At 48.6% G+C, this 14,954-nt stretch carries 10 protein-coding genes; 4 read left to right on the plus strand and 6 right to left on the minus strand.

Annotation, left to right across the window (positions count from 1 at the left end; translation table 11 throughout):
* Nucleotides 1-40: 40 nt before the first annotated feature.
* From AC6R0L_RS13940 to AC6R0L_RS13950, 3 genes are all read right to left on the minus strand, one after another.
* Nucleotides 41-1,519, minus strand: coding sequence for an inorganic phosphate transporter (locus tag AC6R0L_RS13940; RefSeq protein WP_500629480.1), 1,479 nt, complete (start codon nucleotides 1,517-1,519; stop codon nucleotides 41-43).
* 8 nt (nucleotides 1,520-1,527) lie between these two features.
* Nucleotides 1,528-2,202 (minus strand): DUF47 domain-containing protein, encoded by a 675-nt coding sequence (locus AC6R0L_RS13945; protein WP_500629481.1) that lies wholly within the window; start codon nucleotides 2,200-2,202, stop codon nucleotides 1,528-1,530.
* A 99-nt stretch (nucleotides 2,203-2,301) separates the two neighbouring features.
* Nucleotides 2,302-3,879, minus strand: coding sequence for an SLC13 family permease (locus AC6R0L_RS13950; protein ID WP_500629482.1), 1,578 nt, complete (start codon nucleotides 3,877-3,879; stop codon nucleotides 2,302-2,304).
* Between the two features lie 353 nt (nucleotides 3,880-4,232).
* Between AC6R0L_RS13950 and AC6R0L_RS13955 the strand changes: the two genes are divergently transcribed.
* From AC6R0L_RS13955 to cqsA, 4 genes are all read left to right on the plus strand, one after another.
* The gene (locus tag AC6R0L_RS13955; protein ID WP_500629483.1) at nucleotides 4,233-4,871 is read left to right on the plus strand and encodes a hypothetical protein; all 639 of its coding nucleotides are present in this window, start codon (nucleotides 4,233-4,235) and stop codon (nucleotides 4,869-4,871) included.
* A 10-nt stretch (nucleotides 4,872-4,881) separates the two neighbouring features.
* A complete protein-coding gene (locus AC6R0L_RS13960) occupies nucleotides 4,882-5,364 on the plus strand; it encodes a CYTH domain-containing protein (RefSeq protein WP_500629484.1) in 483 nt (160 codons plus the stop codon).
* A 625-nt stretch (nucleotides 5,365-5,989) separates the two neighbouring features.
* Nucleotides 5,990-6,952, plus strand: coding sequence for a TDT family transporter (locus tag AC6R0L_RS13965; RefSeq protein ID WP_500629485.1), 963 nt, complete (start codon nucleotides 5,990-5,992; stop codon nucleotides 6,950-6,952).
* Nucleotides 6,953-7,185: 233 nt separating this feature from the next.
* Nucleotides 7,186-8,367: an alpha-hydroxyketone-type quorum-sensing autoinducer synthase gene (gene cqsA / locus AC6R0L_RS13970; protein WP_500629486.1), complete on the plus strand. Its 1,182-nt coding sequence runs from the start codon at nucleotides 7,186-7,188 to the stop codon at nucleotides 8,365-8,367.
* An 80-nt stretch (nucleotides 8,368-8,447) separates the two neighbouring features.
* Here cqsA and AC6R0L_RS13975 read toward each other — a convergent pair whose 3' ends face one another.
* From AC6R0L_RS13975 to AC6R0L_RS13985, 3 genes are all read right to left on the minus strand, one after another.
* Nucleotides 8,448-10,490, minus strand: a complete 2,043-nt coding sequence (locus AC6R0L_RS13975) for an ATP-binding response regulator (RefSeq protein WP_334551995.1) — start codon at nucleotides 10,488-10,490, stop codon at nucleotides 8,448-8,450.
* Between the two features lie 150 nt (nucleotides 10,491-10,640).
* A complete protein-coding gene (locus AC6R0L_RS13980; protein WP_500629487.1) occupies nucleotides 10,641-13,691 on the minus strand; it encodes an AAA family ATPase in 3,051 nt (1,016 codons plus the stop codon).
* 9 nt (nucleotides 13,692-13,700) lie between these two features.
* Nucleotides 13,701-14,876, minus strand: a complete 1,176-nt coding sequence (locus AC6R0L_RS13985) for an exonuclease SbcCD subunit D (protein ID WP_500629488.1) — start codon at nucleotides 14,874-14,876, stop codon at nucleotides 13,701-13,703.
* Nucleotides 14,877-14,954 lie beyond the last annotated feature (78 nt).

Raw genomic sequence — 14,954 nt, forward strand, 5'->3', positions numbered from 1 at the left:
ATGTCATCACTGGATGCCTCTTTTCTTCTGCCAGAACCCATCAATAGGCTTGATGCGAGTAGCGAATCAAGGTCGCGTAATCTTGCTTCAATTGACGGTTGTATTGCTTATTCAATACCGTATCTTCTGCGCCGCGCCAATCGCTGCTGGTGTGGGTGAGCGCTTTAAGCAGTTGCCATGAGTGTTGATACTCTCGCGCACCCAAGGTATGCAATGCTTCAAGCCTAGCGGGGCTTAGACTCTCTGTCCAAGCGTGTGGCAGCAGAGATACATCCACTTTGATAGGTTCTAGCAGGGCGAGTTCAATTACCGCCTGCTGCGCTGATTCACTCAAAGATAACGGCTCAAGCGCCGCTTTGAACGAGCGAATGTCGGTGTAAGTCGTACCATAGAGCTCGCTCAAATCCCACTCCTGCGCGCTGCGCTGACTTAGCTCCTCAGCCACATGTGGGCTCACGCGATAATGCAGTGGGGAGTAAACAGTGAGACTGAAAATATTTTGCAAGCAAAACAGCAGCAGTACACTACTCACCATCGCAATAGGAGGCGTGGTGACCCACCCCGTTGCAATTCTACCGAGCACTTTCCAATCAAGTTCTTGCCCACCTTTGAGCAAACCAATACCGATGATCGCCCCCACCACCGCTTGAGAGCTCGACACCGGGACCAGAGGAATGGTTGGTAAACCGCGACTGGCCAACGCGTATTCTAACCCTTCGGAGGCAAATAGAAACAACACGACGGAGTGCGACATCACGACAATACCCGCGGTAATCGGCGTAAGCGGCATCATACTATTGCCGACGGTCAGCATCACGCGCTTAGAGTAGGTAAAGATACCGATCGCAATGGCAATCGCACCAATTAGAAAAAGCTGTTCGGCCGTGCCAAAGGTGATGGAAGCCAGCGTGATCTCATCGAGCGATACCGCATTGACGAACACGCCCATCACATTGGCGATATTGTTCGCACCCAAGCTATAAGAGCCAAACGCACCTGCGATGATCAGTGCCGCTCGTGAAGACCAGTCCAGCGTCAAAATATGCGGCTTTACATGTTTAAGAAACCCTTTCACAGCTAAATAAATCACCACCGACATCAGGGCAGACAAGACCGGGCACAATACCCAGGTAAATAAGATGTTCATCAGAACTTGGGTGTCAGTATCAATCCCAACAAACACGTTCCAGCCAATGATCGCACCCACTACCGCTTGCCCTGTGGAGACGGGCAGTTCACATTTAGTCATGACTAACACGGTTAAAGCCGCAGAAAGTGACACCACAAAAGCACCACCAAGTGCGTTGACTTCGCCAAGCTTACCCAGCGTATGCGCCGCTCCCGAACCGCTAATGGTGGCACCAAGAATCACAAAGATGGACGCTACGATCGCGGCAGTGGAAAACTTCACCATTCGACTGCCAACGGCGGTGCCAAAGACATTAGCAGCATCGTTTGCCCCTAATGCCCAACCTAAAAATAGGCCGCTTGATAGAAAAATCAGAATGAGGATATCCATAGCGCCCCCTACAATGAGCGTTTAATGGCGTAAATTACCAGGGAGTCAGCAATGTCCTCTGCAAAATTTGCGACATTATCAATTCGCTCGATAAAGTAGCGAATGTGGATCTTCTGTGCTAATTCCAGTTCGGAGGAAAAAACCTTTTGTTTCATGCGTGTACTCAGTTTGTCCGCCTCACTTTCAACAAATATCACCTTGTGGACATGGTCTCTGACCTGATTCTGATCGCGCATAAACGCGCGGCACGCCTGGATCAGATGTTCGCAGCACTGGGCCACTGTGGTTTGCAGTTCCAGAAAATCATCATGGTAGGCTTGGGGAATCGTGGGTCTTTCATTGATAAGGTTAAACGCCGATGCTTGTTGCAAGTTAATCAACACATCGACCCCTTCAATCAGTTTGAGCAAATCACTGCGAAGATCTGGGACTAACGTTTTCTCATACAGAATGCTTTCAACATCACGGCGCAGGTTATCGGCTGAAATTTCGATTCGACTCAACTGCTCAAAACGCAGCTCGATTTGGGTTTCATTATCTTTGCTCGGTGCAACGCTATTGGCGAGATAGAGTTTGAGGATGATGCGAAACACATCGGTAGAATCGCCGAGTAAATCGTAAAAGGCGTCAATGTTGCGTTTGAGCTGATGGGTGGTGTTCATAAAGCTAAATTTTGTTTTCATTATGTCTCCTCGGGCCGAGGGCGGCCCTTCCAGTGGCCTGGAATAGAATCTTATAAGGGGATGAGCGCGCCTGACGCGCGCTCAGTCAGAGGGAAAAGGTTAGAAAAAGCCCGGAGAGATGCCGATCCACATCAGCCAAGTTTGTCCAGCCACTAGCATTAATAGCCAAGTGAAGATACTGGTCCACAAGCCATAACGCCACGTTTCGCCCATAGTGTACTTGTTGGTGCCGTACAACAGCGCCGCTGGCTTAGAGTTGAACGGAAACGTCCAGCACACGTTGATGCACAGAGCGACAGGTAGCGCAAGCGAAAGGATGTCGTAGTTCATCGCCTGCGCAATACCAATAACAATCGGGATAAATATCACCGTGCGCATGGTTTTACTCTGGAAAATCCAGTGTGAGGCGATAAAGATGCCCGTGAGGATACTGTAGAGCGCAAAGTAACTCATGCTCTCCATACCCAGTGCGTCCATCATGTTTGAGATCGCAATCTCCATGATTTTAGTGGCCGAAAGACCAGCACCAATCGCGTACGCGCCTGCGGAGAAGATCAACAAGTGCCAAGGTAAATCAACGTCGTTCCAAGTAATCAGCTTGGTTTGAGGGGCTAGCATGATGATAGAACCAATCAAAGCCACCATCGTTGGGTGAATGCCGTGCAGTTTGTCGGTCGCCCAAAATGCCAATACGGTTAAGAAGATAGCAGCGGCTTTGATCTCATCCCAATGCACTTTACCCAGTTTCTCAAGCGCGTTCTGGATGGACTCCATTCCGCCTTCAAGCTTCGGTGTTTCGTCTTCCTTCGTCAGTGGGAAAATAAATTTCACACCAATAATGTAGGTAAAGATGCCCAGTGCGATAGTGATCGGCAAACCCGCCAGCAACCAATCGAAATAGTAGAGTGACGCACCAGCACCGACCATCATGCCCGCCGCAACTAGGTTTGCACCAGAACCGGTTAAGAAGGCGTTACAACCGGCATTGATCATCAGCAAGTTATGCAGAATCAAGTTACGCGCGAAGTTGTTGCTCTTCTCACCCGTGGCGCCATACACCGCCGAGACCACCATAAAGATCGGCATCAGTAGCGCCGCTTTGGCCGCCGTCGCATTGATAAAAGCACTGAGAATCAAGTTCACCGCAATAAAACTGAGGAATATCGACCCTGCATTCTTACCATACTTAACGATAAACAGCAGCGCGACCCGCTCTGCCAACTTGGTTTTGACCAAGGCCGAGGCGAGAATAAATGCCGCAATATTAAGCCAGATAATTTGGTGACCAAGTACCGCGAGCGCAGCCTTTTGCGGCACTATTTCTAACAAAATCACACTGACAATCAAGGCGATCGACGTTAAGTAATTGGGGATAGACTCTGAAATCCACAATACGATACAGGCGACAAACAGCCCTAGCATGTACTGCGCTTTTTGGTCCAAAGACTCAAAATTAAACACAAAGCTAAACAGCACAAAACTGATAACGGCAGCGGGTAGCCCCCACTTCTTCATCGCAAGGCCAGCCTTCGTTGGCGGACGCTCGACCACTTTGCCCATTTTGTATTGTGACATGTCTAACGGATCGTGAACCGGTGTCGATGGGGTGTTATCCACTACAGGTTCGTCGGGTAGGTCGGCATCTTTTCCTGGATGCCAATGCTGAATTTTTTCCATATCGAGATCCTTTTGTTTCGGTCATTTTATTATCGTTATTTCTTCCCTCATAGAATCTCACCAGCACAGCGGATAAATATTGATCGAAATCAATTTCAAACTTTTGAGACCCAACTAAATATGACAATTTTATCTCCGATCACGAATTTAACTTTTCAGTAACGGAGAGACTAATCACCTCAACCCTTATTAAACAGAAGGTTAGGACTTATTAGTTAACAACTGACATGTCAAAAACAAATATGTGTCAGATTAATTTCGTTCTTTTACTATTTCGATCACAGTTTTTCTTGCCACAGTGGCGCTAGTCTAAAAAGACACGAACACACTATCGAACATCAAGGAGAAATCGAATGAGTGATAAAATGGTCATTGGTGAAGTGTCTAAACCCCGTTTTGAATTTCGCTCTTTTGGGCAAGACTTTGCAGCGCCTGCAGCACGTATGGCAAGGCTCTCTGTCCCTGTACCTGAAAAGGTGTGGGAGCGCACCAGCGCCGAAATCTATATTTTGTCTCGCACCAACGACGTCAATAACACCAAAATTCGCGACGGCAAGATGGATATCAAAACCTATGTACAAACGGTCGATGGCTTGGAGCAGTGGAATCCTCTAATGAAAGGTGAGTTCCCTATCCCCGCCGCGCAGCTTGAGACCGAAGTATTCCCTGCGTTTAAAGTTGAGATGCCCACTCTTAAACAAGAGACTTATACGTTGGATGAGTTCCTCGCAATTATCGATGCACATCCAGACCTTCAAGCGGTCAATGTGGTCAAACACCGCTTTGGCTACATGGTCAATGACACCATTTGTGAATACGGTGAAGTGCTCGTCAATGGCGCAAAAATCTGTACCATCAACTCAGAATCCACTGAAATAGAAGACATTAAGCAAACCTTGAGCGATGTCGGTCTGACTCAAGTGGAAAACATCAACTACCTTCAAGCGATCAAACGCGTGATTGGCATGATCAACAAACCGTTGGCGAACTAGGAGCCCTAGCATGATTGAAATCGAAAGAAAATTTCTGGTCCAAAGTGACCAATACCGAAAAGATGCCCATAGAGCAACACGCATCATCCAAGGCTATCTCTGTTCCGTTCCTGAACGTACTGTGCGAGTTCGCGTAAAAGGCGACAAAGGATTTTTGACCGTCAAAGGGATCGGCAGTGACAGCGGTGCTAGCCGTTTTGAGTGGGAACGTGAAATCAGCGTTGAAGAAGCAAACGCCCTCCTCGCCATCTGTGAGCCTGGTGTAATAGACAAAACCCGCTACTTGGTCAGCGCAGGGCAACACACCTTTGAAGTCGATGAGTTTTATGGCGACAACGAAGGGCTCACCGTAGCAGAAGTCGAACTCGGCTCTGAAGACGAATCCTTCGACAAACCTGTCTGGCTCGGCGACGAAGTCACCGGCCAGAGCCGGTACTATAATTCGATGCTAATGAAGCAGCCGTTTAAGAGCTGGGAGAAAGAGACGGTCTAGTCGCTCTCGCCACTTCTAACATCTAGCAACGTCAATCGCCCCTCGCCAACCTGATCAAGGTTGGCGTTTTTTATCAATCCCAAGAATCTCTGTGATCATAAACACAAACGATTGGCGGTTTCTAGCAATACCCCACTAGAATCGACGAGAACATTCGTTTAACGGGTTCCTAAACGACAAAAGGCGCACTTGGTTGTGCGCCCTATCCCTCGTTACTCAATCGTGAGTCTGCGAATCTTGAAGTCTATGTCTGCTTCGAGATCTAAAAACGAGGCTACTGAATTGACTTGTTGAATCCATCCAAATTGTAGGTAAGGCGGTATTTTCCTCCATGCGGGTCGGGTCATTTGCCTTACACTTTAACTATGGTCGATTTCGGCCAGTTCGCAAGTTTTATGCGGCACTATTTTCTCGTGTATCGATTAAAAGTTGAACTTTTCTCACAAAAGTGCAATTCAACTTTGCACGATTATCGATTGGGCTAACGCTAACCACAGGTATAATGACCACTTGTGCGGCGAAATCACGCTAACGTTCGTCAACACTTGCTTGGCAACCGTTTGGCTTGATACCATTCGCCCTCAATCAATCCGCAATACTCACGCACAATAGAAACGGAAATCCGGTGAACTGGAAACGCCTAACACAATTTCACAACGTCCCTCCTTCTCAGTCTTCTTTGGCACTTGGCATGATAGGCCTTGGGCAAGCATGGGCACTCTATATGCCCGACGTTGGTGACATACTTAGGCCCTATTTTGCGTTTGCCGGCGCACTGCTACTGACTCCCGTTCTGATCAAGTATTCGAACTACCATGCCTTCATGAATGACATTCGCCACCCTCTTAGTGGCAGTCTAATGGCACCGATGAGTATGGCGTTGCTCATCTTGTGTGACTATCTGGCGATCATCTCTCCTATTATCGCCTACCCGCTTTGGTTCGCAGCGTTAATGCTGCACTTAACCATGATGGTGCTGTTCTTTGGCTTTCAACTTCGCAACTTTAAAATGTCCAACATTGTGCCGAGTTGGTTTCTCTATCCTGTTGGCGTGATCAGTAGCTCGCTCGCAGGTTCCCAATTTGGTTTAACGCTATTTTCTGAAACCATTGTTGCCATCTGTATCACCATCTACTTTTTTATGCTGCCGCTCGTGCTCTATCGCCTAGTGTTCGAGGGGATGTTACCGCGCCGAGCCAGGCCCACATTGGCAATTATGGCTGCGCCTATCAACCTCACCTTAGCCACGTATTTGGTCAATTTCAGCGAGCCAGACCCGATCCTCACCGGCGCGCTAGCGGGGATTGCCATCACCATGACCCTGCTTATCTACCTATGCTACATCCGTTTGCTCAGGCTCAAGTTCCAACCTTCTATCGCTGCGGTCACCTTCCCTTCTGTCATCAGCGCCATCGCCATGCACCGCTTAACGTCATTCTTTGAACAGGCTCACCCACACTGGCACTGGCTGCATAACTTTGGTCTGTTTGAGCTCACCATTGCGACCGTATTGGTGATTTGGGTTTGCATCGGCTACATCAAGATGTATTGGCCAGAACTGGATCGCAATCACACCTCACAATCTTGAATTTACTCTCAAGCGCCACCTAAATATAGAGACTGAGATACGCTAACGTTTGATGATTTTGCATGAGTTAGACCCCAAAAGGGTAATAAATATTAATTAATAGTCATTACACACTTTTTTTGTTTGCTAATACGCTCAAAAAACAAACTATTTTACTAGACGGAATAATCCATTAGGTTCATACATATCCTTGTCAGCTGGCCATTCAATTGTTTTGAGAAAAGGATATGATTATGTTTACACTTGATAAGTGTTCGCCACTTCCGACGTTCGTTAATGAACGTATTTCGCACTATGTTGATGACCTAATTAAAACAAAAGATAATGGTCGTAATTTGGTGCTGGGTAAGAAGCCTAAACAAGGAGATATTCTTCTCCAATCCAACGATTATTTATCACTCGCCAATCACCCTAAGATTATTGACGCGCAAATCAATTCCCTCAGACAGGGGCAAGAGAGCGCGTTTATGTCGAACGTCTTTCTTCATAGTGATGCACTCGACAAAACGGTGCAGCAGAGAATGGCGGATTATACCGGTTTTGAACACTGCACCATCGCCCCCTCTGGTTGGATCGCGAATATCGGTCTATTGCAGACCCTATGTGATTCAGATACCAAGGTCTATATCGACTTTTTCGCCCATATGTCGCTTTGGGAGGGCGCGAGAATCGCCGGTGCTGATATCCATCCTTTCATGCACAACAATGTGAGACACCTTAAGCGCTTAATCAAACGACACGGTCCAGGCATCGTCCTGATAGACTCCATTTACAGCACCCTTGGCACTATTGCCCCACTTACAGAACTGGTTGAGACCGCGAAAAGTATGGGTTGCGCCATTGTTGTCGATGAATCCCATTCATTGGGTACACATGGCCCGAAAGGCGCAGGGTTGGTGGCTTCACTCGGTTTAACGCAGCAGGTTGACTTTCTCACTGCCAGCCTTGCCAAAACCTTTGCCTACCGCGCTGGAGCCGTTTGGTGTAACAACAACACGGGCGAAGTGATGCCCTATGTCTCGTTCCCATCGATATTTAGTTCGGCGATGATGGCGTGTGAACTCGACAGAATCGATGCAACCCTCGCGGTGATCAAGGGAAGTGATCCAGCGCGTAAACAGTTGCATCAAAATGCGGCCTGGATGCGCCGAGCGCTGGCAGATGTCGGATTTGATATTCGTAGCGAATCACAGATCATCGGCTTAGAAACCGGAGATAAGACCAATACCCGCAAAGTTCGTGATTATTTTGAGCAACGTGGCGTGTTCGGATCGGTATTCTGTACGCCAGCAACGCCCGACAATAAAAATATTTTGCGCCTGTCGCTGCACAGTGCATTAACAGCAGAGGAGTTGCACAAAATTGCGTTAGTGGCTGAATCGGCATTTCACGATAAAAATTTACGTTTTATCTAAACAGTATTTATTCAAATTAAACAAGGAAAGGTGTCATTTCGGATAAAAAATAGGGCGATAAATTCGCCCTATTTTTATTCTTATAGGTACTCAGATATTTTATCAAATAAGTGTTCTTTATCGGCCGGTTTAATGAGGTAGTCATTCATACCCACCTCTTTTATGCGCGCCATGGTTTCTTTACGATTATCACCGGTATGGCCGACGATCGGCACATTGGCGTAAGACTGCTGAGAGTGACGAATCTTCTGCGTGGTATCAAAGCCATCTAACTTGGGCATTTCAATATCCATGATGACCAAATCAACCGGCTCTTGGTCGAGTTTCTCCAACACATCATTACCGTCTTGCGCTTCAATGACTTGATAACCTTGTTTGCTCAACAAAATCGCGGTGAGCGAGCGTAGCGAACTGTTGTCATCAGCAATCATAATCCGCTTCGCTGCCGTAGGTCGCTTGCGAGGAATGAGGTTGCGATTCCCTTCTCTTGAATCAAAAATCACTTCATCGATGAGCGCGATGCCCTCTGAGATCACCCGCTGCTTTTCCAGAGGATAAAAAGTGAGGTAGCGATTAAACGCGTCATGATAGACGCGATTAGGTTCAAACAGATACACCAGTTTGGCTTCGGTAAAGTGCAACTTGGATTCCAAGTGCTTAAACTGCGCTTCGTTTAAACCATCCAGATCGACGAAAATCAGATCGTACTCAAACTCGAACTCTTCACGCGCGCTGGCTTCGCTGTACGACCATCGGATCATTTTGAAACCGGAGTAGAAAGCGTCCTCGTTCAGTTTGCGCATGATTTTGGCGTCTTCGCCAATGTAGACAATCGCTTTGTCTTTCATCAGATCGTGTTTGATATGACTGACTTGCTCAGAGACGTAGTTTGGGAAAAACAGCGTGAATTCCGTCCATTCGCCATACTCGGATTGGCAACTGATGCTGCCTCCAAATGAGTGCATTACCCGTTTACAAAACGGCAAGCCTAGCCCATGACTGGAGCTCTTCCCTGAGGTGTAAAAATCTTTAAAAATATGCTGAAGCTTCTTCGGCTCTATCCCGACCCCGGTATCTCTCACAGTAATGGTGTTGACATCGTGATGAACGGCGAGCGTCACGGTGATCGAAAAATCTTCGCTATTTTGATAGTAAAAGGCGTTTTTCAATAGGTTATACAAGGCATATTTGAGCAATACGTCACTACCAAAGTAGTCAAAATCGTGCTCAATATGGAGCGAGACGAGATTCTTGGAGTGCACGCCGGGGTAAGAGAAACTCTCCAGAGTGTCCTCTACCACTTCAGCGGCGCTATGGCGCACAAAGGTAGAGCGAGAGACACGATTTTGATCAATGGAGGTGAGCAACAGATCGATCGCTTCATTGCCGTTATTGATGATGACGTCAGCGTTGTTCAGGATCTCTTTGATAACTTGAACATTCTGTTTTGACATCTTGACCTCTTCATCTTGATGACTGACATCCGGTAAAGAGGAGTTCACCACATCCACGGAGGCTTTCAGCGCACTGAGCGGATTACGCATCTCATGAGCAATCCCAGCACCAAACGACTTCGCAATCGCCACTTTCGCTTCATGTTCGACCTGATTACGAAAATAGAACAGGTTGCCAAAGACATAAGTGAACAAAAAGATGGGAATGTATGGCCAAACCACATCCGGTGCGGGGTTGTAGTTAACCATGTTCAAGTCCCCGGCGAACAAATAGGCAAAGCCGACAGCGACAAACGCTTGCGCCAACATGACCCTTGTTTCGTGTACCAGTAAGACATGCAAAAAAATCGAGGCCATAAACGACATCGCCCACACCGTTGACCAGTGGTTCTTAAACAGCATGTAGGAGAAGAAAAACGGTAAACAGACCGCCACACAGCCTAAATAGTAATAGGGCATATAGCGCTGCAATGTCGCCGGAAGAAACTCGCGCAAAGCGAGTACGAGCAGCATCACGGAGCAGACACTTCTCAGCAACAGGTCTTCATAAGGCTGAGGATAAATGTATTGCCAAATCAGATAGTAGAGAGGAAAACCAATCGCCCCCATCCACCCAACAAGGGAGAGATTGGGCTCTGCATACTGGTAGACCTTTTTAACCGCATCCATATCGTGTCGTCACATCCAATGTCGTGTTGTCTTCACTCTTCACTATCGTGCTACTTACTCAATTGGTCACTATGAAACCATCAACGAGTACAATGATCATACAAAACATCCTACTACAGTGAAAGAAGAAACCAATTGCACAACTTAAGTTTAGCTCAACATTGGGCCAACAACGCGAATCGTGCTCCCCGTTTTTGCACTGACCACGTCTATTCTGTGAGACATTTGCTCTTTTAACTCACTGACGTGTGAAATGACCCCCACTGTGCGACCCGTTTGTTGCAAGTCGATTAACGTTTGCACCGCCAAATCCAACGATTCAGGATCAAGGCTGCCAAAGCCTTCATCAATAAATAAGGTGTCGAGTCGAATCCCACCGCTGTAAGACTGCACTACATCAGATAGACCAAGCGCCAACGAGAGCGCAGCCATAAAAGATTCCCCGCCGGATAAGGTCGCGACATCGCGCGCTTTGCCTGTGTAGCCATCTTCAACCATCAAATCCAAGCCTCTACCGGCTGCGCCGCGAAAGCCGTGCGTTTTACGCGTCAGTATGTAACGCCCTTTACTCATCAGTGCCAGACGTTGTGACGCTTGAATCAGGACATCATCAAGCAAGACGCCGAGCACAAAGCGATGCAAACTGACGCGGCTGCCGGTTTTACCGCTGGCAACATCGTACAAGGTGCCGAACACCTGATACTCTTTTTCCAATTCGGCATTTTTCTCTTTTAGACGCTCGATCTTGCGCTGCACGTTCTGCAACGTTTCAACTGTCGCTCGCTCGCCATCAAGTTGCTCTCTCACCTGCGCATGATGTTGCTGATGGTGATTGAGTTCGTTTTGCAGCGCTTCAAGATCCGGCGTAGACTGCCCTTCCAACGCGGTGGTGATGTCTTGAATGGTTTGCTCAAGACGAATCGTTGCTTGGTTATAGTCGTCCAATTCACTTTGCCACTTCGCCATTTGCTCGGCTGTGGCTTTCGCGCTAATAAAGGCGTCAAGCGTTGCCAGTTCACTTTGCTCTAAGGCCTGTTGCCACTGTGCGTTCGCTTGCTCGGATCGCACTTTGGCCTCTTGCAACAACGATTGGTGGGTGCCGACTTCAGAAGCGCATTGAGACTGCTTGAGCGTGCTAGCTTGATAATGATGGTTTGCCCGCTGCTGCTCTTTCTCTATCGCTTCGATTTGGCTTGATAACGCCGAGCGAGCGGCCTCTATTTCTTCTATGTCTCGCGTTGCGCCGCCAAGTTGTTGCGTCATCACTTCAATGCTCGCCGCGAGGGAACTTACGGTATTGTGATTGGCCGCTATCTGCTGTTTTATCTCATTGATTTTTTGCTCGCCGGTTTCACAGCGCTGCGTCAGTTCATTCACCTGCGCTTCAAGCGCCGTCACATCCAATGACATCAGCGCCTTTAAGCGTTCCTCAACCGCACTTAGGTTCGCTTGTGTTGCCGACAGCCCCTGAACGGCGACCTCACCTAACTCGTCTTTAAACGCTTCCACCGCTTGCTGGCTTTGGCTTAACGCCTGATTAAGATGTGAAACGTGCGCCTGAGCTTTCACCCACTGTGAGTGCGCCTGCGTCTCTTCACTTCGTGCCTGAGTCACCTGCTCTTTACTGACCGACTCGCCGTCAATTTGCGCAATGTTCGGGTGCGCCTCGCTGCCACAAACCGGACAAGGCTCCCCCTCTACGAGTGTTTGCGCCAAAATGGCCGCTTGCGCTTGGTGCCAGCGCAGTTCAACACGGTTCGCCGCCTGCTGTTGTTGTTCAAACGCTTGAGTGACTTTGTCCAATGCCGCCTGTGCCAATTTAAGCTCTGCAGCCTGATTGACCGCGTCTTGCTCCATTTGGGTCAGTTTGCGCAGATCGCTCACCGCGCGCGTCAATTCCGACTTTTGTTGCAGAAGCTTAGATTGCTCTAGTCGCTGTTCACTGGCTTGCTTGTGATCGTTTTTCGCACGCGTTAAATCACGCTGGAGTTTCTCTTTATGAGAGAGGTACTGAGCGAGCTTCTCGTCAAGTACCCTACTGTGCTGCTGCGCCTCTTTCTGGCGTGAGATGAGCGTTTGTCTTTCCAACCATTTTTGTTTGATGGTCTCGAGCTTGTAACACTCATCATTGAGTGCCGGCAACTGTGCCGCTGCTTTTTCTGCCTCTTCATGCGCGATTTTCGCTGCTGCTAAGTCGTTATCTAGCGCCTGTTTGCTCTGCTGCAGTTCGGTCAACTTGGTTTCAAAACGAATGACGTCTTGTGCGCTCTGCCATTGATTTTGATAAGGCAGTTCAATACTCGCCGCCTGCTTTGCACGCTGCAAACGGACTTGAGTCTCCGCTATCTGAGACTTTGCCGCTTGATGCTGCGTGAAAGATTGCTTGGCCTGAGACAACTTGGCGAAATCATCGCGTATTTTCTGCCCTTGCTGAAGCGCTAAGGTCGATGCACTAAGCGCTGTTTGCGCTGTGGCTTCTTCCTGTTTTCGCTGTTCAAGAGCGACACACGCGGAGTCGTAGCGGGTATTAAGCTCTTCGATGCTAGCGACATTGCCCACCTCAAGCGCGCCGCGAATTTGGTTGTCAAACTCATCTTTGCTTTTGCTGATCGAGGCGGCTTTGTCTTTGAGCGCGTACTCAATTTTTTTGTAGATATCGGTTTGGAACAGTTGGCCGAAAATCTCTTCGCGCTCTTTCGAGCTGGCAAGCAGCAATTCACGAAACTTACCCTGTGGCAGGACCATGACTTGACGAAATTGGGTCTCATTAAGACCAATCAGTTCGGTGACCAACGTTTTTACCTGAGCCGTTTTGCTGGTCAAAAGTACCTCTTCGTCACCCAACTGATAGAGCGCAGCGCTGTGTTTACGTGTCGTTGTGCCTTCCCCGCGCGCTTTTGGCGCTTCTTGCTCCGGGGAGCGCGTTACGCGATAGCGTTTGTCGTGCAAGCTGAATTCGAACGTCACCTCTGTCGGCACATCCAACTTAGCGCTATCACTGCGCATCTGTGCGCCGAGTCGCTCATTACTGGTGGTTTCGCCATAAAGCGCAAAGCAGATCGCATCAAGCAGCGTCGTTTTTCCTGAACCCGTTGGGCCATTGATCAAAAACAGCGGATTGCTGCCCAGTTGACGAAAATCAATCGATTCGGTGCCCGAAAACGGCCCAAAGGCCTGCATAACTAAGGTGATGGGTTTCATGAGCGCCCCTTACTGCTGGCTCAGTTGTTTGATAATCGCCGAAACCGCGCTCTCTTGCGCTTGAGTCAGCTCATTGCCTTGCGCTTCTTTGAAAAAGTCGCGGAACATATCGACTTCGCTGCGCGATAGCGTCGCTTGCGCCATCGACTGCTCTACCCCCACTAACATGCCGGGCTTCTCCAAATGCAACACATTTGGGTAGACAGTACGCAGCTTCTCCATCGGATTGAGAATGGCGTGTTGGTCGGTTAATCGCACCAACAAATAGTCGTGGGCGCAAGGATCAGTTTTACCCGCCGCGAGGATCGCTTCCAGCTCCCCTTCGATGATTCGCATTTCATGTGGCGCTTGCAGCGGAATGTGCGTGGTCGCAACCAAACCGCTGCGATCAAGCTCAACTAAGGTCATACCTTTTTTATGGTGCTGCTCTGAAAAGCTGTATTTCATCAATGAGCCACTGTAGCGAATATGGGCTTCGCCTTTGTATTGCGGCTGGTGAAGATGGCCGAGGGCGACATAGTCAAAATGGACGAAATGCTCATGACTGACACATTCGGAGCCACCAATCGAGAGTGGACGCTCCGACTCTGAGCTGATCGCACCATCAACAAAGCAGTGGCTAATCAACACATGACGTTGTGAAGAATTAAGATGAGGCGTGATCAAACCAACCAACGCAGCATGAGCGTCATCGTGAGTAGCAATCGGCTTTTGCGCCTCAGGCTTTGCTTCATCTTGCTGTTGAAAGGTGTGATTAAAGTAGTGGCGCACTGTCTCCGGATCGTTAAACGGCATGCCATAAAATGCCACCTCTCCGGCTTGGTCACTGCACAACACAACCGGTTCGAGCATCTGCTGAAAATCGCTGATAATGTGCAGCCCAGCGCCTTTCATGTGTGCAGATCCAAACCCGAGGCGCTGTGCGCCATCGTGATTACCCGGAATCAAAATGACGGGCGTGTTTAACTCCTGGCAAACACGATTTAGCGTTTCATTGAGCAGTTCAATCGCCGCGGTCGGCGGCACCGAGCGATCATAAATGTCACCAGCGATCACCAGTGCATCGACGGGATGCTGCGCCATGTACTCCACCATCTGGTCGAGCACCACACGCTGATCGTCAATCAGCGACACATTGTGAAACTGTCGTCCTAAATGCCAATCCGAGGTGTGAAGAAATTTCATCTTACGTCGTTGTCCTTATGTGATACTGCCAGCCAATCATCGACCATCATGAAAAAAGTCGCGACAATTCGCGACTTC

The organism is Vibrio sp. R15-SG3-ISO1A (assembly GCF_059833955.1).

What these genes read in the sequence shown, in the direction of transcription:
- AC6R0L_RS13985 (WP_500629488.1), bottom strand. Translation starts at nt 14,876, where the DNA reads ATGAAATTTCTTCACACCTCGGATTGGCATTTAGGACGACAGTTTCAC.
- AC6R0L_RS13960 (WP_500629484.1), top strand. Translation starts at nt 4,882, where the DNA reads ATGATTGAAATCGAAAGAAAATTTCTGGTCCAAAGTGACCAATACCGA.
- AC6R0L_RS13940 (WP_500629480.1), bottom strand. Translation starts at nt 1,519, where the DNA reads ATGGATATCCTCATTCTGATTTTTCTATCAAGCGGCCTATTTTTAGGT.
- AC6R0L_RS13955 (WP_500629483.1), top strand. Translation starts at nt 4,233, where the DNA reads ATGAGTGATAAAATGGTCATTGGTGAAGTGTCTAAACCCCGTTTTGAA.
- cqsA (WP_500629486.1), top strand. Translation starts at nt 7,186, where the DNA reads ATGTTTACACTTGATAAGTGTTCGCCACTTCCGACGTTCGTTAATGAA.
- AC6R0L_RS13950 (WP_500629482.1), bottom strand. Translation starts at nt 3,879, where the DNA reads ATGGAAAAAATTCAGCATTGGCATCCAGGAAAAGATGCCGACCTACCC.
- AC6R0L_RS13975 (WP_334551995.1), bottom strand. Translation starts at nt 10,490, where the DNA reads ATGGATGCGGTTAAAAAGGTCTACCAGTATGCAGAGCCCAATCTCTCC.
- AC6R0L_RS13945 (WP_500629481.1), bottom strand. Translation starts at nt 2,202, where the DNA reads ATGAAAACAAAATTTAGCTTTATGAACACCACCCATCAGCTCAAACGC.
- AC6R0L_RS13980 (WP_500629487.1), bottom strand. Translation starts at nt 13,691, where the DNA reads ATGAAACCCATCACCTTAGTTATGCAGGCCTTTGGGCCGTTTTCGGGC.